At 59.8% G+C, this 25,050-nt stretch carries 21 protein-coding genes; 9 read left to right on the top strand and 12 right to left on the bottom strand.

The features are described 5' to 3' along the window. Positions 1–120: 120 nt before the first annotated feature. The 5 genes from colR (at position 121) to ACRRSD_RS09135 (ending at position 3,847) form a co-directional block, all read left to right on the top strand. The gene (colR, locus tag ACRRSD_RS09155; protein ID WP_095123294.1) at positions 121–792 is read left to right on the top strand and encodes a two-component system response regulator ColR; all 672 of its coding nucleotides are present in this window, start codon (positions 121–123) and stop codon (positions 790–792) included. Continuing rightward, positions 792–2,066 carry a sensor histidine kinase gene (locus ACRRSD_RS09150; protein ID WP_435037872.1) on the top strand — a complete coding sequence of 425 codons (1,275 nt, stop codon included), beginning with the start codon at positions 792–794 and terminating at the stop codon, positions 2,064–2,066. Before colR ends, ACRRSD_RS09150 begins: the two co-directional genes overlap by 1 nt. Before the next feature lie 161 nt (positions 2,067–2,227). Beyond that, a complete protein-coding gene (locus ACRRSD_RS09145; RefSeq protein ID WP_016986675.1) occupies positions 2,228–2,896 on the top strand; it encodes a class I SAM-dependent methyltransferase in 669 nt (222 codons plus the stop codon). 4 nt (positions 2,897–2,900) lie between these two features. Further along, positions 2,901–3,617: a lipopolysaccharide kinase InaA family protein gene (locus ACRRSD_RS09140; protein WP_435037871.1), complete on the top strand. Its 717-nt coding sequence runs from the start codon at positions 2,901–2,903 to the stop codon at positions 3,615–3,617. A gap of 2 nt (positions 3,618–3,619) precedes the next feature. After that, positions 3,620–3,847: a hypothetical protein gene (locus tag ACRRSD_RS09135; RefSeq protein WP_435037870.1), complete on the top strand. Its 228-nt coding sequence runs from the start codon at positions 3,620–3,622 to the stop codon at positions 3,845–3,847. Between the two features lie 174 nt (positions 3,848–4,021). Here ACRRSD_RS09135 and ACRRSD_RS09130 read toward each other — a convergent pair whose 3' ends face one another. From ACRRSD_RS09130 to ACRRSD_RS09085, 10 genes are all read right to left on the bottom strand, one after another. Continuing rightward, positions 4,022–7,057 (bottom strand): multidrug efflux RND transporter permease subunit, encoded by a 3,036-nt coding sequence (locus tag ACRRSD_RS09130; RefSeq protein ID WP_435037869.1) that lies wholly within the window; start codon positions 7,055–7,057, stop codon positions 4,022–4,024. Between the two features lie 13 nt (positions 7,058–7,070). Further along, positions 7,071–8,219, bottom strand: coding sequence for an efflux RND transporter periplasmic adaptor subunit (locus ACRRSD_RS09125; RefSeq protein ID WP_435037868.1), 1,149 nt, complete (start codon positions 8,217–8,219; stop codon positions 7,071–7,073). Positions 8,220–8,376: 157 nt separating this feature from the next. After that, positions 8,377–9,477, bottom strand: coding sequence for a DUF1513 domain-containing protein (locus tag ACRRSD_RS09120; protein ID WP_435037867.1), 1,101 nt, complete (start codon positions 9,475–9,477; stop codon positions 8,377–8,379). A 14-nt stretch (positions 9,478–9,491) separates the two neighbouring features. After that, entirely contained in the window at positions 9,492–10,556 is a 1,065-nt protein-coding gene (locus tag ACRRSD_RS09115; protein ID WP_435037866.1) for an imelysin family protein, read from the bottom strand. Positions 10,557–10,584: 28 nt separating this feature from the next. After that, entirely contained in the window at positions 10,585–12,012 is a 1,428-nt protein-coding gene (locus tag ACRRSD_RS09110; protein ID WP_435037865.1) for a di-heme oxidoredictase family protein, read from the bottom strand. 317 nt (positions 12,013–12,329) lie between these two features. Then, on the bottom strand, positions 12,330–13,682 hold the full coding sequence (locus tag ACRRSD_RS09105) for an imelysin family protein (protein ID WP_435037864.1): 1,353 nt from the start codon (positions 13,680–13,682) through the stop codon (positions 12,330–12,332). Positions 13,683–13,893: 211 nt separating this feature from the next. After that, positions 13,894–15,945 carry a putative bifunctional diguanylate cyclase/phosphodiesterase gene (locus tag ACRRSD_RS09100; RefSeq protein ID WP_435037863.1) on the bottom strand — a complete coding sequence of 684 codons (2,052 nt, stop codon included), beginning with the start codon at positions 15,943–15,945 and terminating at the stop codon, positions 13,894–13,896. Between the two features lie 466 nt (positions 15,946–16,411). Continuing rightward, complete coding sequence (locus tag ACRRSD_RS09095; protein WP_007918933.1) at positions 16,412–17,008, bottom strand: superoxide dismutase; 597 nt, start codon at positions 17,006–17,008, stop codon at positions 16,412–16,414. 176 nt (positions 17,009–17,184) lie between these two features. After that, complete coding sequence (locus ACRRSD_RS09090) at positions 17,185–17,787, bottom strand: LysE/ArgO family amino acid transporter (protein WP_435037862.1); 603 nt, start codon at positions 17,785–17,787, stop codon at positions 17,185–17,187. A gap of 5 nt (positions 17,788–17,792) precedes the next feature. Continuing rightward, positions 17,793–18,194 (bottom strand): ACT domain-containing protein, encoded by a 402-nt coding sequence (locus ACRRSD_RS09085; RefSeq protein ID WP_435037861.1) that lies wholly within the window; start codon positions 18,192–18,194, stop codon positions 17,793–17,795. A gap of 96 nt (positions 18,195–18,290) precedes the next feature. Here ACRRSD_RS09085 and ACRRSD_RS09080 point away from each other — a divergent pair, with 96 nt between their 5' ends. The 4 genes from ACRRSD_RS09080 (at position 18,291) to ACRRSD_RS09065 (ending at position 22,179) form a co-directional block, all read left to right on the top strand. Then, the gene (locus ACRRSD_RS09080; protein WP_435037860.1) at positions 18,291–19,184 is read left to right on the top strand and encodes a LysR family transcriptional regulator ArgP; all 894 of its coding nucleotides are present in this window, start codon (positions 18,291–18,293) and stop codon (positions 19,182–19,184) included. Positions 19,185–19,238: 54 nt separating this feature from the next. Further along, on the top strand, positions 19,239–20,231 hold the full coding sequence (locus ACRRSD_RS09075) for an NAD-dependent epimerase/dehydratase family protein (protein WP_435037859.1): 993 nt from the start codon (positions 19,239–19,241) through the stop codon (positions 20,229–20,231). Between the two features lie 116 nt (positions 20,232–20,347). Continuing rightward, complete coding sequence (locus tag ACRRSD_RS09070; protein WP_435037858.1) at positions 20,348–21,202, top strand: ATPase; 855 nt, start codon at positions 20,348–20,350, stop codon at positions 21,200–21,202. 131 nt (positions 21,203–21,333) lie between these two features. Beyond that, positions 21,334–22,179 carry a cache domain-containing protein gene (locus tag ACRRSD_RS09065; RefSeq protein WP_435037857.1) on the top strand — a complete coding sequence of 282 codons (846 nt, stop codon included), beginning with the start codon at positions 21,334–21,336 and terminating at the stop codon, positions 22,177–22,179. A gap of 85 nt (positions 22,180–22,264) precedes the next feature. Here ACRRSD_RS09065 and ACRRSD_RS09060 read toward each other — a convergent pair whose 3' ends face one another. Together ACRRSD_RS09060 and pobA are read right to left on the bottom strand one after the other, a co-directional pair. Beyond that, positions 22,265–23,782: an MDR family MFS transporter gene (locus ACRRSD_RS09060; RefSeq protein ID WP_435037856.1), complete on the bottom strand. Its 1,518-nt coding sequence runs from the start codon at positions 23,780–23,782 to the stop codon at positions 22,265–22,267. A 79-nt stretch (positions 23,783–23,861) separates the two neighbouring features. Continuing rightward, a complete protein-coding gene (gene pobA / locus ACRRSD_RS09055; RefSeq protein ID WP_435038491.1) occupies positions 23,862–25,046 on the bottom strand; it encodes a 4-hydroxybenzoate 3-monooxygenase in 1,185 nt (394 codons plus the stop codon). Positions 25,047–25,050 lie beyond the last annotated feature (4 nt).

The following is a 25,050-nucleotide window of genomic DNA, read 5'->3' as shown; positions in this document are numbered from 1 at the left end:
TGGCGGGCGCAATGAGCATTTTTATCGCTAAACAACCCGACGCACGCCTAGCCCTGAGCCACACTTGGCCGTAAGCTGCGCGGGCCAAGTAGGCCGTTACCCCGTACGGAGGAGGTGCCCATGCGAATTCTGTTGGTTGAAGACAACCGCGACATCCTGGCCAATCTGGCCGATTATCTGGGCCTCAAAGGCTATACCGTCGATTGCGCCCAGGACGGTCTGTCGGGTCTGCATCTGGCCGCCACCGAGCATTACGACCTGATCGTGCTCGACATCATGCTGCCCGGGATCGACGGCTATACCCTGTGCAAACGCCTGCGCGAAGACGCCCGCCGCGACACGCCGGTGATCATGCTCACTGCTCGTGATCAGCTCGATGATCGTCTGCAGGGTTTCAAGTCTGGAGCTGATGATTATCTGATCAAGCCATTTGCCTTGTCCGAGCTGGCTGCGCGGGTCGAAGCGGTGATGCGCCGTGCGCAGGGTGGTGGCCGTCGGGCGCTGCAGGTCGCCGATCTGAGCTACGACCTCGACACGCTGGAAGTGACCCGCGACGGCAAATTGCTCAAGCTCAACCCGGTCGGCCTCAAATTGCTGGCAGTGTTGATGCAGAAGAGCCCGCACGTGCTGCGCCGGGAAATTCTCGAAGAAGCGTTGTGGGGCGATGATTGCCCGGACAGCGACAGCCTGCGCAGTCACGTTCACCAACTGCGTCAGGTGATCGACAAACCGTTCACCAAACCATTGCTGCACACCGTGCACGGCGTGGGTTACCGGCTGGCCGATGTGTAATGGAGTTTAAGCAAAGCCTTTCCCAGCGGATCATCATCGCCTTCGCCTTGATGAGCGCCCTGGTCGCCGGTGCCTTTGCCATGGGCATCGTCGCGACCGTGCACCTTGTCGAAGAAAAACTGATTTCGGCAGGGCTGGGCGGTGATTTGCAGCGTTTGCTGCTGATGGACAACGTTTCGGACTGGAGCCACCGTCCGGAGCCGGATCAATTGTTCTATTTCAGCGGCGGACCGGGCGATTTCGAGTTGCCCAAGGATCTGCGCCACCTCGATTCAGGTTTTCATGAAGTGTTTCGCGAGCAGCTGTCGTATCACGCGATGGTCGAGATCGTCGACGGTCGGCGCTATGTGCTGCTGCAAGATCAAAGCGATTTCGAAGAGCGCGAGCGGGTGCTGTTTGCCGTGGTGCTGGTGGGTTTCGTGCTCAGCCTGGCACTGGCGGTGTTCCTTGGCTGGGTGCTCGCGCGCAAGGTGATGGCGCCGGTGGTGCGGCTGGCCCGGCAAGTGCGTCACCGCGACCAGTTACTGGGGCTGGCACCACCGCTGGCGCCGGATTATGCGGCTGACGAAGTCGGCGAGCTGGCGGTGGCCTTCGATGCCACATTGGGGCGCTTGCGTCAGGCGCTGACACGCGAGCGTTTGTTCACCAGCGACGTCAGCCATGAATTGCGCACGCCATTGATGGTGCTGGCCAGTTCCTGCGAACTGCTGCTGGAAAACCCCGGGATCGACCAGCGCGGTCGTTCACAAGTCGAGCGTATTGCCCGCGCCAGTGAGGAAATGCGCGAGTTGGTGCAAACCTTCCTGATGCTGGCGCGCGCCCAGCATGAAGATGCCGGCATGGCACTTCAGCAAAATCTCTCGCAAGTCGCCGAAAGCCTGTTGTGTCTGTGGCGCGGGCCGATCGAGAGCAAGGGTCTGAAACTGGTCTTCGAACCGGGCAATCCATCAGACACTCGCTACAACGCGACCCTGTTGAATGCCGTGATGGGCAACCTGTTGCGCAACGCGCTGCATTACACCGAAAGCGGCTTCATTCGCCTGACACTCACTGCCAACGGCTTCGCGGTAGAAGACTCCGGCGTCGGCATTCCGGAAGAAAAGCGCGAAGCCATGTTCGAGCCTTTCGTACGTGGCAGCGAAAAGCGCGGCGAAGGCCTGGGGCTGGGGTTGTCGCTGGTGCAGCGGATCTGCGAGAACCAGGGCTGGACCGTCAGTCTCAGCACGATGGAACCCAATGGTTGCCGCTTCGAAGTGGATCTTGGCAAAATCTGACGCAGGGGGTGGCGCAAGGCTACTCCCTCTAACCTGTCTGAATCCTGTATAACGCTGTAATAATTTGTCTGTTTACCTGACATTTTTTTCACAAATGGATGACCTGACGCTGACACGCCGCTCCCTAAGGTGGTGCCATCAGCAATTCAGGAGTCCTGGTGATGGCCGGCCCGATCAAACTCGATTTTTCCGAGAAGTACGACGATCAACACGCGCAGAAATACTTGCGCAAGCACAAAGAAAGCCTTGGACGTCGTCTCTCCCATTGGCGTGACGAACAGATGGCCCGCAAGGCGCTGGCGTCGGTGGGTGAGCCGGGACTGGTGCTGGATCTGCCTTGCGGTGCCGGGCGTTTCTGGCCCTTGTTGGGCGAAAAGGCCAACCGGGTGATTATCGGTGCGGACAATTCCGAGTCGATGATCAAGACGGCCATGCAGTCGCAACCGGCCGATGTGGTGAAACGGGTACAACCCTTGCACACATCTGCCTTCGACATTGCCTTGCCTGACAACGCCGTCGACAGCATTTTCTGCATGCGTCTGCTCCACCACATCGGTGAAGCCGAGCATCGCCGGGCGATTCTGCGCGAATTCGAGCGCGTCACCCGGGACAGTGTGATCGTTTCGCTGTGGGTTGATGGCAACTTCAAAGCCTGGAAACGCCAGCGAGCCGAGCGCAACCGTGACAAACGCGAGTATCAGAATCGCTTTGTGTTACCGGCCGCTACGGTGGAAAAGGAGTTCGAGGAGGCAGGTTTTCGAATTCAGGAACAACTGGACTTTATTCCGCTCTACGCCATGTGGCGAGTTTACGTATTACGCAAGAGGTAACAGGATGGCAGTGCAATTTGCAGCAGAAACGGATGTCGCTCCGCAAGATCGCTTTGACTTTTACTGGAACCAGCGCGGCGAGTGGGTGGAAGAACCCAATGTTCGACGCGGTGGGGAAAGTGGCGTGCAAAGGGTAGTGGGGCGCGATGGACAACTGCTGTACGCCAAGCGCCAGACCGGTCATATCTATCGCAGTTGGTTGCATCCTTTTGGCCGTCCCACTGTTCTGCGTGAACTTGATGCGCTGACTGGCGTGAGCAAGCTCGGTGTGCGCGTGCCAGAAATCGTTTTTTGCGGCGCCCAGCCTGATCCGCAGCACAAATGGCGTGCTCTGCTGGTGACCAGGTCCCTGGACGGTTTCCAGGAACTGGAACACTGGCTGGCGGCTGCCGGCGGTCGCGATCAGTGTGGCGACGGGGTTTATGAGCGCGTGCTCAAGGACCTCGCCGAAAACCTGGCGCGCATGCACAAGGGCCGTTGGCAGCACAGCTGCATCTACATCAAACACGTGTTTGTGCGTGTGACGGGCGAAGGCGAGTCGGCCAAGGTCGAGGTCGCTTTGATCGATCTGGAGAAATGCCGCCAGCGCCTGACCGCCTATCGCGCCGCTTCCCATGACATGAAGCAATTGCGCCGCCATTCGTCGTTCCGCGACGCGGACTGGAAAAAACTCGTCTATTTTTATGAGACGGCGTTTGGCAGCGCTATCAAAGGTTTATAGCGATGAAACTAGAAATTGCACGAGGTTTGTTTTTGGTTGGAGCCTTGGCAGTTGCTTCATTGGCGGTGGCTGCCTGGGAGCAGCCTCGCATGCAGGTGGTTGGCGCGTCCGTAGACGACGCCCACTGCGCAGTCCCACGGGTGGCGAAAGCCGCCGTGGCGACTCAACCCGATCATGATTTGTTGTTGTTCATGTTCGGACTTTCTCAAGGGATGAGGCCGCAGAGTTGAAACGATTGAAGCCCACATAAAAGGCCTCGCAGATGCGAGGCCTTTTTTTATGCGCGGGTTTTATGGATGCACGCCAACCCATGTGGGAGCGAGCCTGCTCGCGAAGGCTGTGTGTCAGGCACCATAAGTATTAACTGACAGACCGCTTTCGCGAGCAGGCTCGCTCCCACAGGGTTATGCGCTTGGTGTGGAATCGGGTTTCGCCAGCAGGGTGTACACGCACGGCAGGACAAACAGCGTAAACAACGTACCAATCGACATCCCCGTGGCAATCACCATACCGATATCAAAACGGCTGACCGCGCCGGCGCCCGTGGCGAGAATCAGCGGCACCATGCCAAACACCATCGCGGCCGTGGTCATCAATACCGGCCGCAAACGAATGGCGGCCGCTTCCTCAACGGCTTCCCGCGCCGTCAGGCCTTTGTCCTTGCGCAACTGGTTGGCGAACTCGACGATCAGAATCCCGTGTTTACTGATCAGACCGATCAACGTCACCAGCCCGACCTGGGTGTAGATGTTCATGCTCGACCAGCCGAGGAACAGCGGAATCAGCGCCCCGCAGATCGACAACGGCACCGTCACCAGAATCACCAGCGGATCGCGGAAGCTCTCGAACTGCGCCGCCAGCACCAGAAAGATAATCGCCAGCGCCAAGGCAAACGTCACCCACAACGCGCTGCCTTCCTGCACAAACTGGCGTGAGGCGCCGCCATAGTCGAAGGCAAAACCAGCCGGCGCCTCTTCGCGAGCGATCTGCAAGACCGTGTCGATGGCTTCGCCCATGCTCACCAGCGGGAAACCGGAAATCTTCGCCGCGTTGAGCTGCTGAAACTGGTTGAGCTGGCGCGGTCGGGCGCGGTCGCTGACCTTGATCAGCGTCGACAGTGGCAGCAGCTCACCCTGGGTGTTCTTCACGTAGTAATTGTTCAGCCAGTCCGGGTTATCGCGATACGGCCGTTCAACCTGAGCGATCACCTTGTAACTGCGACCTTCGATGGTGAAACGGTTGATTTCCGCCTCGCCCAGCAGCGTTGCCAGCGTGCTGCCCAGATCGAGCATCGACACGCCCATCTGCGCCGCTTTGGCGCGGTCGATATCGACCACCACCTCGGGTTTGTCGAACGCCAGATCGAGATCGACGAAGGCGAACTTGCCCGACTCCATCGCACGTTTCTTGATCCGGTCAGCCACTTGCAACAGCAGTTCATAGTCGTTGGCGGTGTTGACCACGAACTCAAACGGCAGGCCTTCACCGGTGCCGGGCAGGGAGGGCAGGTTGAAACCAAAGATCTGCAAGCCCGGAATGCCTTCCAGTTTGCCTTGCACCTCGGGGAGGATTTGCATCTGCGTGCGACTGCGCTCATTCCACGGCTTGAGCAGGAAGCCGCCGATCCCCGCCTGTACACCGTTGTAGCCGTTGATCTGGAACGAGGAGTAGTACTCCGGAAACTCTTTGAAGATCTTGATGAATTCGTCGGTGTAGGTGCTCAGGTAATCAAGGTTGGTTGGCTGCGGCGCAGTGGCCATCATGAAAATGATGCCCTGATCTTCGTCCGGGGCCAGTTCCGACTTGGTGAACTTGAGGAACACCGGGATCAGGCACAGCACGATCACCGCGAACACCAGCACCACCGGGCGTGTGTTCAGCGTGCCGTGCAGCATGCTTTGATAGCGGCGCTTGAGACCATCGAAGATACGGTCGAGGCGATGCGCCAGGCCACTGGGGTTTTCCTCGTGGCGCAGCAAAAACGCGCACATCATCGGTGACAGGGTCAGAGCGACGATCCCGGAAATCACCACCGCACCGGCCAAGGTCAGCGCAAACTCCTTGAACAACGCTCCGGTCAGCCCGGTGAGGAAGCCGATCGGCGCATACACCGCCGCCAGGGTGATGGTCATCGACACCACCGGCATGGCGATTTCCCGCGCGCCTTCCAGCGCGGCATCAAACGGCGTCTTGCCTTCCTCGATGTGCCGGTGAATGTTTTCCACCACGACAATCGCATCGTCCACCACCAGACCGATGGCCAGCACCATTGCCAGCAGCGTCAGCAGGTTCATCGAGTAGCCCATCATCTGCATGAAGAACATCACGCCGATCATCGACAGCGGAATGGTCACCACCGGGATCACCACCGAACGCAGCGCGCCGAGGAACAGGAACACCACAACGATGACGATCAGCACCGCTTCGAACAGGGTTTTCACCACTTCATCGATAGAGGCCTGAATAAACAGCGTGGCGTCGTAGGCAATCTCGCTCTTGAGGTTCGGCGGCAGTTGCGCTTCCAGCTCCGGCATCAGCTTGCGCACTTCCTTGATCACGTCCAGCGGGTTGGCGCCCGGCGTCGCCTTGATGCCGATGTACACCGACGGCGTGCCGCCGAACGAGCTGATCGAGTCGTAGTTTTCCGCGCCCATTTCCACCCGCGCGACATCGCTGAGCAGCACGCGGCTGTCGCCACTGACCTTGAGCGGAATCGCTGCGAAGGCTTCAGCGGACTTCAGTTCGGTGTTGGCGTTGATGCTGGTGACCACGTACTCGCCTTTCACTTCGCCGGCGGCGGAGAGGAAGTTGTACTGGCGCACGGCGTTGGTCACATCGCTGGCGCTGAGGCCGAAACCGGCGAGTTTTACCGGGTCGAGCCACAGGCGCATGGCGAACACCTGATTGCCGAGAATCTCCGCTTCGGCCATGCCCGGCAGCGTTGCCAGTTTTGGCTGGATCACCCGGGACAGGTAGTCGGTGATCTGCGGGTTGCTCAAGTCCTTGCTGAAGAAACTGATGTACATCAGCGCTGAAGCGTCGGCGGACTCCTTGCTCAGCACCGGGTCTTCGGCGTCCTGCGGCAGCTTGTTTTTCACCTCGTTGGCCTTGGCCAGCAGTTCGGTGAACAAACGGTCGGTGTTGGAGCCGATGCGCGCGTAGATCGAGATTACCGAGAAGTTCTGCCGACTGACCGAGGTCATGTAGTCGATGCCCTCGGCGCTGGCGAGGCTCTGCTGCATCGGCTGGGTGATGTAACCCTGAATGGTTTCGGCGTTGGCCCCGGGATAAGCCGTAGTGACCGTGATCAGGGCGTTTTCCATTTGCGGGTATTGGCGCAACGGCAGCTTGCTCCAGGCCTGAAAGCCGAGCAACACAATCAACAGGCTGACCACAGTGGCGAGCACCGGGCGGCGGATGAACGGATCGGTAAAAGCCATTGGGATTCCTTGATCAGTCGGCGCGGGGCGGACTGTTCTGCTCGCCGAGGGTCTTGTCGTCGCTGATGGCGATGTGGGCACCGTTGTCCAGTTTGATCTGGCCAGCCGTCACCACTTGTTCGCCGCTCTGCACGCCCTTGTTGATCATCACCAGGCCATCGCGGCGCTCACCGGTTTCGATGAAACGGCGTTCGGCGATCAGCACCGGTTGACCCTTGTCATCCTTTGCGAGGCTGCCGTCCTCGGCTTTCTTTTGCCCGACCACGTAGATCGAGTTGCCGTAGAGGGTGTAGGTGATCGCGCTTTCCGGTACGACGATGTGTTTCTGCGGATCCGGCAGCAGCACTTCAAGGCTGGTAAACATTCCCGGCAGCAGTTTGCCGTCGGCGTTGGCCAAGGTGGCTCTGATCAGAATATTGCGTGTGCTGCTTTCGACGATCGGGTTGATCGCGCTGATCTTGCCGGCGAAGTTTTGCCCGGGGTAAGCGGAGACCGCGATCTGCACCGGTTGGCCGATGGCCAGTTTCGGCACCGATTGCTCGGGCAGATAGAAGTCGGCGTAGAGGCTGCTCAGGTCCTGCAGCGTGGCGATTTTGCTGCCGCTGGCGAGGTAGTCGCCGACGTCGACCTGACGGATGCCGATGGTGCCGCTGAACGGCGCGAGGATGCGTTTTTTTGCCAGCGAGGCGTTGAGCTGATTGACCGTGGCCTTGTTCTTTTGCAGAACTGCGGAGAGGCGGTCGTACTCGCCTTTGGAGATGGCGCGGCTGTCGACCAGTTGCGCGCCACGGCCGAAGTCCAGTTGCGCCAGACCCAGATCAGCCTTGGCGGTTTCCAGCAGGGCGGTTTCAACGGCGCTGTCGAGTTGCAGCAGCGGTTGCCCGGCCTTGACCTTCTGTCCGGATTCGAACTTGAGTTCGGTGACAGTGCCGGCGACTTCCAGGCTCAGCTCGACACCTTGCAGCGCCTTGAGCGTGCCGACAGTCGGCAGACGCAGCTGCCACGGCTGCTCGCTGGCGTTGGCCACGGCGACGCTGATCGGCGGTTTCGGCTTGGAAAAGCCCTGGATCATCGTGTAGATCGAAAAGGCTTTGTACCCGCCCAGCACCAGGACGATCAGCAAAACAACACCCAACATGATCAGCATGCGGCGACGCAGCATATTTCCAGTTCCTTGGATAAATCAGGTGAGACAGGCGGGCACATTACTCCGAGTACAGGGGGGATTCCAACTGGCAGTTCTTACAGGTAATGAAAAGGGTGAGGGGGACGAAATCCCGCTCACCCTTGATGGCGTGTCAGTCGAAAAAACGGGCCGGTTATGCCATCAAGTGAAGATGGTTGTCCCAGAGCCCCGCCGGCAATTCCAGCGGCTTGGCCAGCAGCTCATCCTGACGGCAATCGTAGTAACGGCAACGCCCTTGCCCGGAGGTCACGACAAAACCGTCCTTCACCGCACCGACACCAGCGCAATCAGGCAATGGTGCATCGAGGCGCACCTCGCCGCTGTCCAGATCCCAGATAAAGAAGCGATTGCCTCGTGGCGCCGTCAGGGCGACCAGCCGCAGATCGCTGTGCACCGCGACGCTGGCGGTGTAGTGCCCCATCGACTGCAACTGATGCTCCGGCACCGGGAACGCCACGAACGGCTGCCCCGGACGCTTGATCGCCAACAGTTCCGAACGCTCATGCGAGGCGCCCATGAATTGCTGACCGGCAACGATGGTGCCGTCGCTGGCGATGCCCAGATGGCGCACGCTGTTCATCTGCTGGGCGAGGGTTTCCTTGCTCAGCAGGGTGCCATCGCGCTGCATCAGCACCAGGCTTGGCTCCATGGCATTGAGGTTCATATCGACGCGGCTTTCCGCCTCGGTGCGAATCCCGCCATTGGCCACCACCAGCGTCTCGCCGTCGGGCATCCACGACACCTGATGCGGGCCGAGGCCATGGGTGGAAATCTCGCCCGTGTGCACCAGTCGTTCGCCTTCGAACTTGTACACGCCGAGCAAACCGCGACCGGGGTCGGTGGTGTCGTTCTCGGTGGCGTACAGGTATTCGCCGTCCTTGTGCACCACGGCGTGACCGTAGAAGTGCCGGTTCGGCTGCGAGGTCACCGTCTGCAGCAACGTGCCGTCGCGCAGGTCGATCAGATAGCTCTCGGTACCCGGACGACGGGCGACGAACAGCGCAATCGGCTGCGTCGGGTGATTGATGATGTCGTGGCAACGCTGGCCGACTTCGGTGGCGAATACGCGCGTGCCATCAAGCCGATAACCGACGGCGTAATGCTTGCCGTCGGTGTCGTCGCGCGCCGACAGCAACAGCGGGCTCTGATCCTTGCGTTTGAACAGCGTCCAGCCGCCCAGCGTCACTGCTCCCAGCAGTGCACTACCTAAAGTCAGAACCTGACGTCGCAGCATGACACTTGCCCTCATCAGTCACCGTCGTTGGCGTTGAAGCCCAGTTGGATGCCCAGCGCCTTGGCCAGTTCGCCTTCGTGCAGGCGATGGACGACGTTGAGGCTGTCGTAGATGTCGTTGAGTTGCTGACGACCGGCGTCGTCTTCAAGCATTTCGCCGAGCGAACGCTGGGTGCTGTCGAACAGTTTCAGCGAGGCGGCATAAGCGGCGTCGATCTTGTCGGCCAATGGCTTTTGCTCAGTCGGCAACAAACCGCGCAGGCCTTTGTTGTCGACGCCTTCCCACACGGTTTTGGCGGCGGCGAGGCTGGCTTCCAGCGCGGTCAGGGACGACTGGCTGCGCCATGCGTCGGCCTGGAACGGCTGTGGCACGCCCTTGCTCTGACGGCCCATTGGCGTGCCGAGTTTTTTCTTCAGGGTGTCCAGCGCCGTGACCTGCACACGCAGCAGATCAGCGATCGCTTCGTGGGAGTCGGCGTAACGCTGGTTAGGGAACTTGGTCATCTGCGCGAGCATGCCGTCGCTGTTGTTCCAGCCCTGCAGAATCTCTTCGGCCAGTTGTTTCTGACGTTCGCCGATGGCGATCAGCAGTGGGCAGTATTTGGCTTTCTGTTCGGCATTGGCCACGTCAGGCTTGGCGTCGAAGAGGATGTATTCGTAAGCCGACAGGCCTTGCACGACCACACTGGATTTGGCCAAAGCGGCGGCATCGATCTGCGGCTGGGCGACGACCAGTTGCTCGACCTGACGGCCGACGAGGTTCTTCTTGTCCGGCCAGAACTGCACCTGCCACGAACGGTTGCCCTCGGCCAACGGGCCGATCAGCAGCGGTTGCAGCTCGGCCCAGGCTTTCTGCGCGTGGAGGAAGTCGGCACGGGCGGTCTCCAGGGTTTCTTTGCCCTGGCAGTAGGCGAGGGCACTGACGGCCAGTTGCTTGTCGGCTTCGACCCAACGGGTGTAGGTCGGCAGGATCACCGATTTGGCGATGGCCGCCGAGGTAACCGCTTGCGGATCCTGCGGCGAGCAGGCGCCGAGGGCGAGCGCGGCAAGGCTGGTGAACAGTAGCTTGGGACGGAACATGTCGGGCTCCAGATTCTTTTATCAGTGTTTAAAGTGAGTTCAGAAACGCCAGCAACGCAGCGCGCTGCTCGGCATTGAAAGACAAAACCTGTTGCTGTGCGGCTTGCGCTTCGCCGCCATGCCAGAGCACGGCCTCGAGTAAATTACGTGCGCGACCGTCATGCAAAAACTGGGTGTGTCCGCTGACCGCTTGCGTCAGGCCGATGCCCCACAACGGCGGTGTGCGCCAGTCGCGGCCGGAGGCCTGGAATTCCGTGCGGTTGTCGGCCAGACCGTCGCCCATGTCATGCAGCAGCAGATCGCTGTACGGGCGAATCACCTGATTGGCCAGTTCAGGTTCGGCCGCATTGGCGGCGGTGGTGTATTTCGGCGTGTGGCACGAATCGCAGCCGGTCTGGAAAAACAGGTTCTTGCCTGCCAGAACTTCGGCATCGTTGATACCACGGCGTGCCGGCACAGCGAGATTGCGGCTGTAGAACAGCACCAGACGCAGGATGTTATCGCTGACTTCCGGCTCGCCGTCCGGGCCATTGCCGTTCGGCGCCTGTTTGCAGGCGGTTTGCGCGTCGGTGCAGTCATCGAAGGGGCGCAGGCTGGTCGTGAGGCCCATGTCACCGGAAAACGCGTGAACATTTTGTTGATTGAGGTTCGGTTGTCCGGCTTTCCAGCCGAATCTGCCCATGACGGTCTTCTGCAAAGCGTCATCCCAGACCTGATTGGGGCGGCCATGGATGCCATTGTTGCCTTTGGCCTGCGCGGCAGCGTTGGCGAGGATCGCTTCTTCGGGGATCGCTTCAAGCAGGCCGAGGCCGATCATTGGCGGCGCAACCCGTGCGGAAAAACGCGTGTCCGGGTGCATCGGGCCGTAGCCCAGTTGCGTGATCTGCAAGACAGGTTTGCGTAATTCGACTTCGGTGCCGTCCCTGAAACGAATCGGCACTGGCGTGTAATCGACGCGAACCTTGCCTTCCGGGGCGATGCCGGGGACGGCCATGTCCTGGAACTGGCCGCCGTACACCGGCTCCGGCACCACGCCGACTTGCTCGATGACTTTGGCGAATTGCGGCGCATCAGGAATCGACAGCCTGACCAGCATCGACACCGCGTTGGTCGCATCGGGCGTCGGCGGATGACCGCGACCGTCCTTGATGTGGCAGTTCTGGCAGGCGTTGGTGTTGAACAGCGGGCCGAGACCATCGCGCGCAGTAGTGGTCGACGGGGCGATCACCCATGGACTGCGGAAGAAACTGTTACCGACGCTGAAATCAACCCGACGCGACGGCGGCAGATTCGCCGAAGGCAGCGAAAACGCATTCTGATCAGTCTTGCGCACGGTCGCTGCACCGCCCGAACGTGCTTCACCAGGCTCGGCCTTGGTGAAACGCGGGGCGTCATCGCAGGCACTCAGGCCCAGGGCCAGCAACAGTGCGGACAAGCGAAGAGGCAGCGAGGGCATCAGACATCCTGCGGACGGGCGAAAACAAAGGCGCAAAGTCTAACAGGGCCGGGGTGATTGAATAAGAGGAATTATCGTTTGCTTGATACAGCGCAAGCCTTGAAGTCCATGTAAACCCTGTGGGAGCGAGCCTGCTCGCGAAAGCGGTGTCCGCCGCGCTGACGATGTTGTCCCTGATGACGCCTTCGCGAGCAGGCTCGCTCCCACAGGGATGGGTGGCGCACTTGATATTGGGTATACCCTGAAGCACGGGTTTGTGTTTGGCAGGTATGAAAAAGGCGACCCGAAGGTCGCCTTTTTTGAATCGGACGCTGTGATCAGAACTCGTGATCAGCGTTGTCCGGGTTCAGGTCGCTGATGCCCAGTTTGCCGGCAGCGGCTTCGATCGAACCGGTCTGCTTGACCAGCGAGGCGATGGCGTCGCGAACGATCTGGTTGCCAGCGGTGTTGCCGGCAGCGATCAACTGGTCGTAGTGCTCACCCTTGTTGGCGTGATCGACCATGACCTGGATCTTCGCTTCGGTAGCGGCCAGATCGGCTTTCAGTGCGGTGTCGGCAGCCGGGTCAGCCTTGGCCACCAGCGACGACAGGCTGGCGCCGGTCATCTTGGTGCCGTCAACACGGGTGTACTCGCCCAGGTAAACGTTACGAATGCCTTTGGCATCGTAGAAGTGCGAGTTGTGGGTGTTGTCGCTGAAGCAATCCTGCTCGTCTTCAGGGGAGTTGGCTTCCAGGGAAACCTTCATGCGCTCGCCCGCCAGTTCGCCCAGAGACAGGCTGCCCATGCCGAAAAGCATTTTGCGCAGACCGGTTTCGCCCGGCTCGGCTTCCAGAGTGGCGCGGTAGTTGTCAGCCACGTTTGGCTTCCAGTTGCCGACCATTTCTTCCAGATCGCTGACCAGCAGTTGAGTCACCGACTTCAGGTAGGCACGACGACGATCGTTGTGACCGCCAGTAGCGCCAGCGCCTTCCAGGTAGTCGGAGGCCGGACGGTTGCCAGCGCCAGGGCCGGTGCCGTTCAGATCCTGGCCCCAGAGCAGGAATTCGATGGCGTGGTAGCCGGTGGCGACGTTGGCTTCGGAACCGCCCAGCTCGTTGAGGCTGGCGAGTTTTTCCGGGGTGATGTCTTTGACGTCGACCTTGTCTTCGCCAACCTGAACTTCGGTGTTGGCGATGATGTTGGCGGTGGCGCCCGGGTTACCCAGTGCGTGCTCGTAGGACTTGTCGACGTAGTCGATCAGACCCTCGTCCAGTGGCCAGGCGTTAACCTGACCTTCCCAATCGTCGATGATGGTGTTGCCGAAGCGGAACACTTCGCTCTGCAGGTACGGAACGCGCGCGGCGACCCAGGCAGCCTTGGCGGCTTTCAGGGTGTCGGCGTTCGGCTTGGCGAGGAAGGCGTCGACGGCGGTTTGCAGGGTTTTCGCGGTGGATTCGGCATCGCTGTAGACGGCGAAGACGATGTCGGCGTAGTGCGCGACCACAGCCTTGGCGGCGGCTTCGTCGACTTTACCGGCAGCAGGCGCAGGCGTAGCGGCTGGGGCTGGAGCAGCGCTGCTGGAAGCCGGCGTCATTTCGGAGGCTTTGTCTTTGTCCTTGCCTTCGCCGCAACCGGCGAGGGAAATAGCGATGGCCAGCAGACTGGCGGTAGCCAGAGGCATACGAATCATGGCGAACATCCTGCTTCGATAGTTGAGTGGACTCGCGCTGGGGGGGCGCAAAACTGCGACATAATGCAAATCTTTCGCATTATGTGTAAAGGGTTGTGGCTGGAAATATTTCTTATTTACGCAGATCAAAAGATCGCAGCCTGCGGCAGCTCCTACAGGGGGAACGAATTCCGAATGTAGGAGCTGCCGCAGGCTGCGATCTGTTGATCTTCTAGAGAATGGCCGCGTTACTGCGTTGGGCCTGCTTGAGATAGGCGCCCAGTTCCCGCGCCGGCAATGGCTTGCTGTAGTGATAGCCCTGACCTTCGTGGCAGCCTTCGGAAATGATGTAGCTTTCCTGTTCGGCGGTTTCCACGCCTTCGGCGATCACCTGCATGCCGAGGCTCTTGCCCAGTTGAATGATCGCGCGAACGATGGTCGCATCGTCGTCGTCATCGAGCAGATCCTGAACGAAGCTCTTGTCGATCTTGATCTTGTCCAGCGGCAAGCTTTTCAGATAGCTCAGCGATGAGTAACCGGTGCCGAAGTCGTCGATGGCGATCAACGCACCGGAGCGGCGCAGGCTCAACAGGTGTTGCGCGGCGGTGCTGATGTCTTCCATCAGGCCGGTTTCGGTGACTTCCAGTTCCAGGCTGCGCGGTGGCAGGCGGTACATCTGCAGCAGGTTGTTGACCACGCGCGGCAGCTCGGCGTGATGCAGCTGAACTGTGGACAGATTGACCGCCATACGCAGGTCGACAAAGCCCTGATCGTGCCATTCGCGCAACTGTTTGCAGGCCTGATCGAGCACCCATTCGCCGATGGCGATGATCGTGCCGTTCTGCTCGGCCAGCGGAATGAACAGGTCCGGCGGTACCAGACCGTGTTCCGGATGCTGCCAGCGGATCAGCGCTTCGACGCCGACCACGCGGTGATCGCGATAGCTGATCTGCGGCTGATAAACCAGGTAGAACTGATCGCGCAGCAAGGCATCACGCAGATCTTTTTCCAGTTCGCGACGGCGACGCATTTCGCTGTCGACGCTGGCGATATAGAACTGATAGCGGTTGCGTGAGCGGGTCTTGGCCAGCGTCATGGTCTGCTCGGCCTTCTGCAACAGCTTCTCTGTGCTGTCGCCGTCCTCCGGGAACAGGGTGATGCCGATGGTCGCGCGCAGGCGGATTTCCTGATGGTCGAGGGCAAACGCCGCTTCCAGGTCATCGAGGATGCTTTGCGCCAGTTCCGCTGCCTCGTAAGGTTGTTCGATGTCGGCCTGTACCAGCGCGAACTGGTCGCCACCCAGGCGGGCGAGGGCGCCGAGGCGGCCGCTGTGGGCGCGCAGGCGATCGGCGAGGGCCAGCAACAACTGGTCACCGGTCTGGTAGCTGAACTGCTCGTTGATGCCTTTGAAATCGTCCAGCCCCACGCACAACACTGCGACCCGGCGTTGCAGCTTGCCGGCGTCGATCAGAATCTTGTCCAGTTGCTGCTGTAGTTGCTGGCGGTTCGGCAGGCCGGTGAGGAAGTCGTACTGGGCCATGCGCAGCAGGCTGTTTTCCGCCTCGTGGCGCAGGTGAGTGTTGCGTTCGATCGACTCGAGCAACTGGTTGGCGGTGTTGATCCAGATGCCCAGTTCGTTTTTCTCGTGGCCTTTGAGCTGTGGAATCTTGTGTTCGCTGGGACGATCCGGGTTGATCTCTGTAAGGTGCTCGATAATCCGCGACAGCGGTTTGGTCAGCAGCCAGTGATAAACCAGATACAGCACCAGGCCCATGGCCAAGGCGCGCAACACGCCGGAAATAAAGATGATCACCGAGCTGACAATAAACCCCTCGCCATACGTGGCGGTGTCGAGGGTAATGCTCAAGTCACCGTAATATTCGCTGTATGGGCCACGCCCCACCAATTGGGTGGTGAACGTACGTTCCTGGCCGAGGATCAGGTCGGTCAGCCAGCGGCTGTTTGAATGCTGCAACTCGCGGGATTTCTGCGCGAGCATCGCTTCGTTGGGATGGCCGATGGAAGCCTGACGCACGGCATCGTCCTGGAACAGGCCTTCGATCACCTGCATGCCCATTTCCCGGTCGAGGCTGTAAACCGCCTGGGTCGAGGGGTCGCGGAACATGTCGAGGATGCGTTCGGCGTCGCCGGCAACGGCCTGACGGGTTTTGTAGGCATCGAAAACAATCTGCGCGCAGCTCAAGACTACGCCGACGATCAATGCCGACAGGAGCACGACCCGGAGCAACTTCACCGACAAGCTGTTCTTGAGTTCCAGCTTCAAAGGGTTATTCCTTGTTCCGTGCGGGTAGCGTCAAGTTGCCATGAGTATTGGCAATCCCGTGTTGGCAGTCAAAGGGACAATAAGGCCCAGTATGATTCGCCCGTGGCGTTGGCCGAAATACTGCTGTCTGGAGTATTAGCCCTAATCTGTACTGTGTCGGTAGTTTCGGCCCTCAACTTGAGCGGTTCGCAGCATTTTTCCTCTTTTTGATGGTAGCCCGCTGTGGCACGGCAGCAAGCAGCGGCAGACAGCTTTCATCGTGAGAGAAACGCCATTGTTATGCAGGAGCTGCCGAAGGCTGCGATCTTTTGATCTTCGGCGTATTTGAAGACGCCAAAAGATCGCAGCCTTCGGCAGCTCCTACAGGAAATCGAAAGCGTTGACTGCTCGCAGGTTCCGGCAGTGCCAACAAATCACAGGCATAAAAAAACCCGGCAAAAGCCGGGTTTTTTGACTGGCGCACAGCTTAAGCGGTGAAGGTTTTGCCTTCGAACTGCTCAGCAACGAACTTCCAGTTGACCAGGTTCCAGAACGCTTCGACATATTTAGGACGAACGTTGCGGTAGTCGATGTAGTAAGCGTGTTCCCAGACGTCGCAGGTCAGCAGCGGGGTGTCGCCGCTGGTCAGCGGGTTGCCGGCGCCGATGGTGCTGGCCAGAGCCAGGGAGCCGTCAGCCTTTTTCACCAGCCAGCCCCAGCCGGAACCGAAGGTGCCGATCGAGGTTTTGCTGAACTCTTCCTTGAACTTGTCGAACGAACCGAAAGCAGCGTTGATGGCTTCAGCCAGCGCGCCGGTTGGTTGACCGCCGGCGTTTGGCGCCAGGCAGTTCCAGTAGAAAGTGTGGTTCCAGACCTGAGCGGCGTTGTTGAAGATACCGCCCGAAGAAGTCTTGACGATTTCTTCCAGGGTCTTGCCTTCGAACTCGGTGCCTGGCACCAGGTTGTTCAGGTTCACGACATAGGTGTTGTGGTGCTTGTCGTGGTGGTATTCCAGGGTTTCCTTGGAAATGTGCGGCTGCAGGGCATCGTGTGCGTAAGGCAGCGGCGGCAATTCGAAAGCCATGATGATTCTCCTAATCAGGTCTGTTGCGGTGAGCGCAAGGCCGATCACGGGCGGCCAGAAATGCACCGGCGAGTTTTTACTCTTTGCGGCGCAGGGTTTCGATCATAGCACCGGGGTTGCGCCATAACCACGCAACAACTGTGTGGGATAGAGGTTCCAGAGCTGTTTGGAATAAATCAGCTCGCGAAAATTAATTGCCCAGCCACGGTAAACATCATCAACGCCACCACCAGATCGAGAATCCGCCAGGTACTCGGTCGGGCCAACCATGGCGCCAACCACGCTGCACCCAATGCCAAGGTGAAAAACCACAACAGCGAAGCACTCGCAGCACCGATCACATAAGCCCCCGGCACCGATTGTTGCGCGCCGAGCGAGCCGATCAACAACACGGTATCCAGGTAAACATGCGGGTTGAGCAGCGTCACCGCCAGCGCGCTGAGCATCACCGCACGCAGCGAACGCACGGTCTGATTCTCGCCTTGACCCATGCTCTGTTTCGAACAGGCCCGGCGCAGCGCCTGACTGCCGTACCAGATCAGAAACGTCGCGCCGCCCCAACGGGCAATCGCCAGCAGCGTCGGGTTCTGCGCCAGAATCGTCGCCAGGCCGAATACCCCGGCGGCGACGAGAAGCGCATCGCAGACAACGCACAGTGCTGCCACCGGCAAATGGTGTTCACGCCGCAAACTTTGCGCCAATACAAATGCGTTCTGCGTACCGATCGCCATGATCAGCCCGAACGCCACCAGCAGGCCGTTCACATAGCTTTGCCACATAAGGTTTACTCCGCGTGGGCTGCGAGATCGCGCAGCACTTGCATGGCGCGCTCGGCATCGGCCTGACCGACGAACAAATGGTCGTGGTAATAACCGGCGATCACGTTGCAGCTGATTCCGGCCTTGCCCAGTGCCGTGGCGAAAGCCGCGGTGAGGCCAACGGCTTCCAGCGCCGAGTGCACGTTGAGGGTGATCCACGCGGCGACGTAATCGAAGCTGAAACCGGCCTGTTCGGCGCGGGAGCGTTCGACAATCACGGTCAGGCCCTCCTGCTCGCGGAAGCTGCCGACAACCTCCAGACCGTTCGGCAACACACCGTCGCGCAGGGTGCAGAACACGTATTCGCCGGCATTGAGTTGCGGGCTCATGCTGCGCAATAAAGTCGAAAGTGAAGTTTCGCCAGCCATGGAAGTGTTCCTTGAGAAAGAGTGCTTGCTGGCTATTCTCCGGCTGAAACCTGTATAAGAAAAACCAATAGTGCTGATCGCTCATTAGGAAAACTGATGTTCGACTACAAATTGCTTTCTGCTTTGGCCGCCGTGGTTGAGCAAGCCGGATTCGAACGCGCCGCACAGGTGCTCGGCTTGTCGCAATCGGCGATCTCGCAGCGGATCAAATTGCTTGAAGCGCGGGTCGGCCAGCCAGTGTTGATTCGCGGTACACCACCGTCGCCGACCGAGATTGGCCGGCGTCTGCTCAACCATGTGCAGCAGGTGCGATTGCTTGAGCGTGACCTGCAAACCCTGGTGCCGGCGCTGGACGAAGAGGGCCTGCCGGAGCGTTTGCGCATCGCATTGAATGCTGACAGCCTCGCCACATGGTGGGCCGAAGCGGTGGGTGATTTCTGCGCCGAACAACATTTGCTGCTTGATCTGATCGTCGAAGACCAGACCGTCGGCCTCAAACGCATGCGCGCCGGAGAAGTGGCCGCGTGCCTTTGCGCCAGCGAACGGCCGGTGGCCGGTGCGCGCAGCGTGTTGCTCGGGGCCATGCGTTATCGCGCCCTGGCCAGCCCGGCATTCATCGAGCGGCATTTCCCCGATGGTGTGCGCGCTGAACAATTGCCGCGTACACCGGCGCTGGTGTTCGGCCCGGACGACTTTCTCCAGCACCGCTATCTCGCCTCGCTGGGCGTCGATGGTGGGTTCGAACACCATTTGTGCCCGTCCTCGGAAGGTTTTATCCGCCTGACCGAAGCCGGACTCGGCTGGGGGCTGGTGCCGGAGCTGCAAGTGCGCGATCAACTGCAACGCGGGTTGTTGCGCGAACTGTTGCCAGATAAACCGATCGACGTGCCGTTGTACTGGCATCATTGGCGCAATGGCGGTCAGCTGCTGGGCTTGCTGACCGAGCAATTGCTGCGTTCTTCGGCGCAATGGCTGGTGCCGTTGGACTGACGGCCAGCGTCAAGACACTCGAATCAGGCAAAACGAAAGACATCGGAGCTTTACATGAAAATTCTGGTCACCGGCGCAAGCGGCTTCATTGGCGGACGCTTTGCGCGTTTCGCTTTGGAGCAGGGCCTGGACGTGCGGGTCAACGGTCGCCGGGCCGAGAGCGTCGAACATCTGGTGCGCCGTGGTGCCGAGTTTGTGCCCGGCGATCTGATCGATCCCGACCTGGTCCGCGAACTGTGCTCGGATGTCGAAGCCGTGGTGCATTGCGCCGGTGCTGTCGGACTGTGGGGCCGCTATCAGGACTTCCATCAAGGCAACGTGCAGGTCACCGAAAACGTCGTCGAAGCCTGTCTGAAGCAGCGCGTCCGGCGTTTGGTGCATCTGTCGTCGCCATCGATCTATTTTGATGGCCGCGATCACCTCAATCTGACCGAAGAGCAAGTGCCCAAGCGTTTCAAGCATCACTACGCCGCGACCAAGTACCTGGCCGAGCAAAAGGTCTTCGGTGCCCAGGAATTCGGCCTCGAAACCATTGCTCTGCGCCCGCGTTTCGTCACCGGCGCCGGCGACATGAGCATCTTCCCGCGCCTGCTCAACATGCAGCGCAAGGGCCGCCTGGCGATCATCGGCAATGGCCTGAACAAAGTCGACTTCACCAGTGTGCACAACCTTAATGAAGCGCTGCTCAGCAGCTTGCTGGCCGCCGGTTCCGCACTGGGCAAGGCCTACAACATCAGCAACGGCGCGCCGGTGCCGCTTTGGGATGTGGTCAATTACGTGATGCGCAAAATGGAAGTGCCGCAGGTCACCAAGTACCGTTCGTATGGTCTGGCCTATAGCGTCGCGGCACTCAACGAAGGTGCGTGCAAGCTCTGGCCCGGACGTCCGGAGCCAACCCTGTCGCGCCTGGGCATGCAGGTCATGAACAAAAATTTCACCCTCGACATCAGCCGCGCCCGGCATTATCTGGACTACGATCCGAAAGTCAGCCTGTGGTCGGCGCTGGATGAGTTCTGTGCGTGGTGGAAAGCTCAGGACATCCGTTGAAACCATTCGGTCGGGCGGCAATGAACCGTGTAGCCGCTTGGGGGTCAATCCCTGCGGCTGCGGCGGTTATACTTCGCAGCATTTAGCCATCACCGCGTTTCCCAAAGGTTGCCTCAATGTCCATGCGTAATGATGCCCACGACGATTTCGACGATGTCCCGAGCCTGCGTGCCGACACCTTCGACGACGATGACATTCCGACCACCGCCCGCACCTCCGTACACTCACGCACGCCGCCGGTGGTCAAGGTCAAAGCCGCGAGCACCGGGCCGTTGTGGGCCTTGGTCGGCGCATTGTTCTTCGCCTTTGTTGGCCTCGCCTGGTGGAGCTTCCAGCAGATATCGTTGATGGAACAGCAATTGGTGGCGACCCAGGAAAGCTTCGCGCGGATCAGCGAAGAAGCAGCCGGTCGCTTGCAGGACATTTCCGGCAAGGTCGTGGCCAGTCAGTCCAACGTTACCAGCGACAGCGAAGCGCTGAAGCTGCAGATCAAACAGCTCGAAGGCAAGCTGCTCGATCAGAGCAAACAGCAGCAAGGCGTAGCGGGGCAGGCCAGCGATCTGGACAAGCGTCTGGCACAGATGACCGCGCAGACTACCGAACAGCAGAACGCCAACACCCAGTTGCAGGCACAGGTCAAAACCTTGAGCGCTGAGCTGGCGACCATGAAAAGCACACCGGCCGACACCAGCAAGGTCGACACGCAGTTGAAGGCCTTCGACGCTCAGTTCAAAAGCCTCGGTGCCGATATCGTTGCACTGAAAAAGCAGGGCAACCCGAGCGCGGCGATCGATCGTCTTGAGCAGGAAATCGTCGTGCTCAAAAGCGAACAGGACAACCGCCCGGCAACACCGCAGGGTGGCGGCAATACCGCCGAATTCGACGCCTTCCGCGCCCAGATGACCCGCAACATCAACACCCTTCAGGCGCAGATTCAGAATTTGCAGCAGCAGATCAATTCCCGCCCTTGAAGCTTGATCACCTGTGGTGGGGCCATTCCTCACCACAGGATCCGCGAAACGTTCAGAAACCCTCTGAATATCCATACATGCCCCCAAGCCGTCTACGCTCTTGAAACACCAAAAAGAACGAGGGATGCGTCATGGGGTTTGTGCAAAAAATCGCCTGTCTCTGTTTGATGTTGCTGGCCGGCTTCGGCCAGGCCAGCGCTGCCACCGCCAAGGATGACAGTCAGGCTGCCATCGCCTTGCTGGAAAAAGCCCTGGCCTATTACCACGACAACGGCGACAAGGCATTCGCCGCGTTCAGCCGTCAGGGCGAGTTTGTCGACAAGGATCGCTACGTGTTCGTGCTCGACACCAAAGGTGTGATGCTCGCCAGTGGCGGGCCCTCATCGGCGTTGATCGGTCGTGATGTCAGTGAAGTGCTCGGCCCGGATCTGCAGAAAACCTTCAAGGACGCGTTGAAAGTGCCGGAAGGCAATGGCATCCAGCAGGCCGAATACCGTTGGCAGAACTGGGCCGATGGCAAGGTTGAGCGCAAGCACGTGTATTACCAACGCATCGGCCAGCGGATTCTGGCGGTCGGTTATTACTTGCCACGGGCGTCGGCCGAGCAGGCTAGAGCGCTGCTGGACAAGGCAGCGACCGGTTTGGGCAAAGACGAGAAAGGCACACTGACCGCAATCAATTCGCTCAAGGGCGGCTACTTGCAGGACGACTTGTATGTGTTTGTGGTCGATCTGGACACCCAGCGCTACGTTGCCCACGGCACCAACCTGCGCTTGATCAATACAGACTTCGGCAAGGTCAAGGATCCCGAAGGCAAACCGGTGGGCGAACCGATTCTGGCGCTGATAGGCAAGCAGGATGAGGGTGAATATGAATACCGCTGGAAGAATCCGGTGACCGGCAAGGTCGAGGACAAACATGCTTACCTGAAGAAGGCCGGGCATTTCCTCGTTGCAGTCGGTTACTACAGCCCTTGAAGATCAAAAGATCGCAGCCTTCGGCAGCTCCTACAGGGTTATGCATGCCCTTGTAGGAGCTGCCGAAGGCTGCGATCTTTTGCGGTTATTTGGCGCCGTGCTCGCGACCGCGCAACAGGTTGTTCGGCATCGCAATCGCCGCTGCCAACCCAAGCAACGACACCGCTGCACTCACCCACAACAGATGCCGGAACGTCACCAGCAATTCCGCCCGCAAGGCGTTCTGCGCATCCCCCGGCGCGGCGTTCAAACCATCGAGCAGAACGTTGCCGGAATGCCCTTCGCTCATCAGCGAACTGCTCGCCAGATGGGCGAAATTCGAATCCTGCAACAACGCCAGCAACAGCGCCGACATCAACGCCACGCCCACCGCGCCGCCGAGAGAGCGAAACAGGTTGGTGGTGCTGGTCGCTACGCCGATGTCGCGTTGCTCCACCGAGTTTTGTGTACCGACCAGCGAAGTCGGGAACTGCATGCCGCTGGAAATACCGCAGAGCAACATGAACAGTCCGCTGATCAGCGTCGCCTCTGGAGGGCTGAACGCCATGCCGAGAATCGCGATCGGCATCAGCAGAGCGCCGGTCAGAATCTGTGGTTTGTATCGCCCGGTGATCGACGTGCGCCGGCCAGCGAAAAATGCACCAATCGGCAACCCCATTGCCAATGGCAACAAGTGCAAAGCGGCACTGTCAGCCCCGGCCCCGGTGACGCTCTGAAAGCGCAGCGGCATCAGCACGATCAGCGAGATCGCCTGGAAACTGGTGAAGAAAATCGTGCACCAGCACAGCAGGGCATTACGGTTGGCGAACAGGTGCATCGGCAGCAAAGGCTCCCGCGCCCGGCGCTCGTGCCAGACAAACACCGCCAGTACCACCACTGCACAAGCGAACAGGCCAAGCACTTCACCGCTGCGCCACGAATGACCCTGACCAACCTGAGTAATGCCCAGCAGCAGGGCAGTGAGACCGATGATCATCAACAACGTACCGAGGTAGTCGATGACCGGTTTGCGCTGCGGAATCGGCAGCCCGCGCAAATTGCGCCGCGCCACCCACCAGGCACCGAGGCCCAGCGGCAGATTGATCAGAAACACCCAGCGCCACGACAGGTATTCGGTCATGTAGCCGCCCAACACGGGACCGGCGACACTGGCCACCGCGTACATGCTGCTGAAGTAGCCCTGATAGCGCCCGCGTTCACGCGGCGGCACGATGTCGCCGATGATCGCCTGACTCACCGAGATCATCCCGCCAGCGCCGATGCCCTGAAGGATCCGCGCCAGTACCAGTTGCTCCATGCTTTGCGCCATGCCGCAGAACAGCGAGGCCAGGGTGAACAGGCCCATGCCGAACAGCATCAGTTTGCGCCGCCCATACAAGTCGCCGAGCTTGCCGTAGATCGGCACGGCCACCGTCATCGCGACCATGTACCCGGAAATCACCCAGGCCAGCAGGCTGACATCCTTGAACTGCGCAGAGATGGCCGGCATCGACACGGCGACGATGGTTTGATCCAGCGCGCCGAGAAAGATCGCCATCATCAGCGCGACCAGCACGCTGCGAATGGCCGGTTTGGGCGTTTCGGGGTGATTGAGATTGGTCACGGGCAAAACCTGCGGGCAGTGAGAGTCCCGCAGATCGTCAGGCGAGCGGGGATGCTCGCCAGTGTAAGTCGGTAGCAGGCTATTCGATAGCCTCATAAGGAAGTCCGACGTAATTTTCTGCAATGGTTTTTCGCCCCGCTTCTGAACTGACAAAGTAGTCCAGTTCCGAGGCGCTGATGCGTTGGCTGAACGCATCATGATCATCGAAGCGGTGCAGCATCGAAGTCATCCACCAGGAAAAGCGCTCGGCCTTCCACACTCGGCGCAGGCAGATTTCCGAGTATTTTTCCAGCAGGTCGGTGCGGCCGTCGCGGTAAACCTTCAGCAGAATATTGAACAACGTGCTGACGTCACTGGCGGCCAGATTCAAACCCTTGGCGCCGGTGGGCGGGACGATATGCGCAGCGTCGCCGACCAGAAACATGCGCCCGTACTGCATCGGCTCAACGACGAAGCTGCGTAGCGGTGCGATGCTCTTTTCAATCGACGGGCCAGTGACCAGCTTCTCGGCAAGCTCAACCGGCAGACGATTTTTCAGCTCATCCCAAAAGCGCTGATCGCTCCAGTCTTCGACGTTTTCATCCGCCGGCACTTGCAGGTAATACCGGGTGCGGGTTGCCGAGCGCATGCTGCACAAAGCAAAACCGCGTTCATGGCGGGCGTAGACCAACTCGTCATGCACCGGCGGCGTGTCGGCAAGAATACCGAGCCAGCCGAACGGATAAACCCGCTCGAACACTTTCAGACTTTCGGCCGGAATCGACTGGCGAGCGACGCCGTGGAAACCGTCGCAACCGGCGATGTAGTCGCAATCGACGCGAAAGGTTTCGCCGTCCTTTTCAAAGGTGACAAACGCCTCGTCGCTTTTCATGCCATGAGGAACGACATTGCTTGCCTGGTAAATCGTTGGTGCACCAGCCTCCCGACGAGCGGCCATGAGGTCGCGGGTGACTTCGGTCTGGCCGTAGATCATCACGCTCTTGCCGCCGGTCAATGCGTGCAGATCGATGTGCACCTGACGCCCGTCCAGGGCCAGATCGAAACCGCCGTGCACCAGCCCTTCGGCGTCCATGCGCCGACTCACGCCAGCCTGACGCAACAGCTCTACCATGCCTTGTTCAAGCACACCGGCGCGGATGCGGCCGAGGACATAATCGGGTGTCTGACGTTCGAGGATGAGGGTGTCGATGCCGGCGTTGTGCAACAACTGGCCGAGGAGCAATCCGGACGGACCGGCGCCAATAATGGCGACTTGGGTTTTCAGCGTT

Source organism: Pseudomonas neuropathica (genome assembly GCF_051174785.1).
Classification (GTDB): Bacteria; Pseudomonadota; Gammaproteobacteria; order Pseudomonadales; family Pseudomonadaceae; genus Aquipseudomonas; species Aquipseudomonas neuropathica_A.
Note: the sequence above shows the minus strand (reverse complement) of the source record. Positions and strands in the feature narration are given on the sequence as shown.

Excerpts from the sequence above, each read along its gene's own strand:
- colR (WP_095123294.1), top strand. The coding sequence starts at position 121 with ATGCGAATTCTGTTGGTTGAAGACAACCGCGACATCCTGGCCAATCTG.
- ACRRSD_RS09150 (WP_435037872.1), top strand. The coding sequence starts at position 792 with ATGGAGTTTAAGCAAAGCCTTTCCCAGCGGATCATCATCGCCTTCGCC.
- ACRRSD_RS09145 (WP_016986675.1), top strand. The coding sequence starts at position 2,228 with ATGGCCGGCCCGATCAAACTCGATTTTTCCGAGAAGTACGACGATCAA.
- ACRRSD_RS09140 (WP_435037871.1), top strand. The coding sequence starts at position 2,901 with ATGGCAGTGCAATTTGCAGCAGAAACGGATGTCGCTCCGCAAGATCGC.
- ACRRSD_RS09135 (WP_435037870.1), top strand. The coding sequence starts at position 3,620 with ATGAAACTAGAAATTGCACGAGGTTTGTTTTTGGTTGGAGCCTTGGCA.
- ACRRSD_RS09130 (WP_435037869.1), bottom strand. The coding sequence starts at position 7,057 with ATGGCTTTTACCGATCCGTTCATCCGCCGCCCGGTGCTCGCCACTGTG.
- ACRRSD_RS09125 (WP_435037868.1), bottom strand. The coding sequence starts at position 8,219 with ATGCTGCGTCGCCGCATGCTGATCATGTTGGGTGTTGTTTTGCTGATC.
- ACRRSD_RS09120 (WP_435037867.1), bottom strand. The coding sequence starts at position 9,477 with ATGCTGCGACGTCAGGTTCTGACTTTAGGTAGTGCACTGCTGGGAGCA.
- ACRRSD_RS09115 (WP_435037866.1), bottom strand. The coding sequence starts at position 10,556 with ATGTTCCGTCCCAAGCTACTGTTCACCAGCCTTGCCGCGCTCGCCCTC.
- ACRRSD_RS09110 (WP_435037865.1), bottom strand. The coding sequence starts at position 12,012 with ATGCCCTCGCTGCCTCTTCGCTTGTCCGCACTGTTGCTGGCCCTGGGC.
- ACRRSD_RS09105 (WP_435037864.1), bottom strand. The coding sequence starts at position 13,682 with ATGATTCGTATGCCTCTGGCTACCGCCAGTCTGCTGGCCATCGCTATT.
- ACRRSD_RS09095 (WP_007918933.1), bottom strand. The coding sequence starts at position 17,008 with ATGGCTTTCGAATTGCCGCCGCTGCCTTACGCACACGATGCCCTGCAG.
- ACRRSD_RS09090 (WP_435037862.1), bottom strand. The coding sequence starts at position 17,787 with ATGTGGCAAAGCTATGTGAACGGCCTGCTGGTGGCGTTCGGGCTGATC.
- ACRRSD_RS09085 (WP_435037861.1), bottom strand. The coding sequence starts at position 18,194 with ATGGCTGGCGAAACTTCACTTTCGACTTTATTGCGCAGCATGAGCCCG.
- ACRRSD_RS09080 (WP_435037860.1), top strand. The coding sequence starts at position 18,291 with ATGTTCGACTACAAATTGCTTTCTGCTTTGGCCGCCGTGGTTGAGCAA.
- ACRRSD_RS09075 (WP_435037859.1), top strand. The coding sequence starts at position 19,239 with ATGAAAATTCTGGTCACCGGCGCAAGCGGCTTCATTGGCGGACGCTTT.
- ACRRSD_RS09070 (WP_435037858.1), top strand. The coding sequence starts at position 20,348 with ATGTCCATGCGTAATGATGCCCACGACGATTTCGACGATGTCCCGAGC.
- ACRRSD_RS09065 (WP_435037857.1), top strand. The coding sequence starts at position 21,334 with ATGGGGTTTGTGCAAAAAATCGCCTGTCTCTGTTTGATGTTGCTGGCC.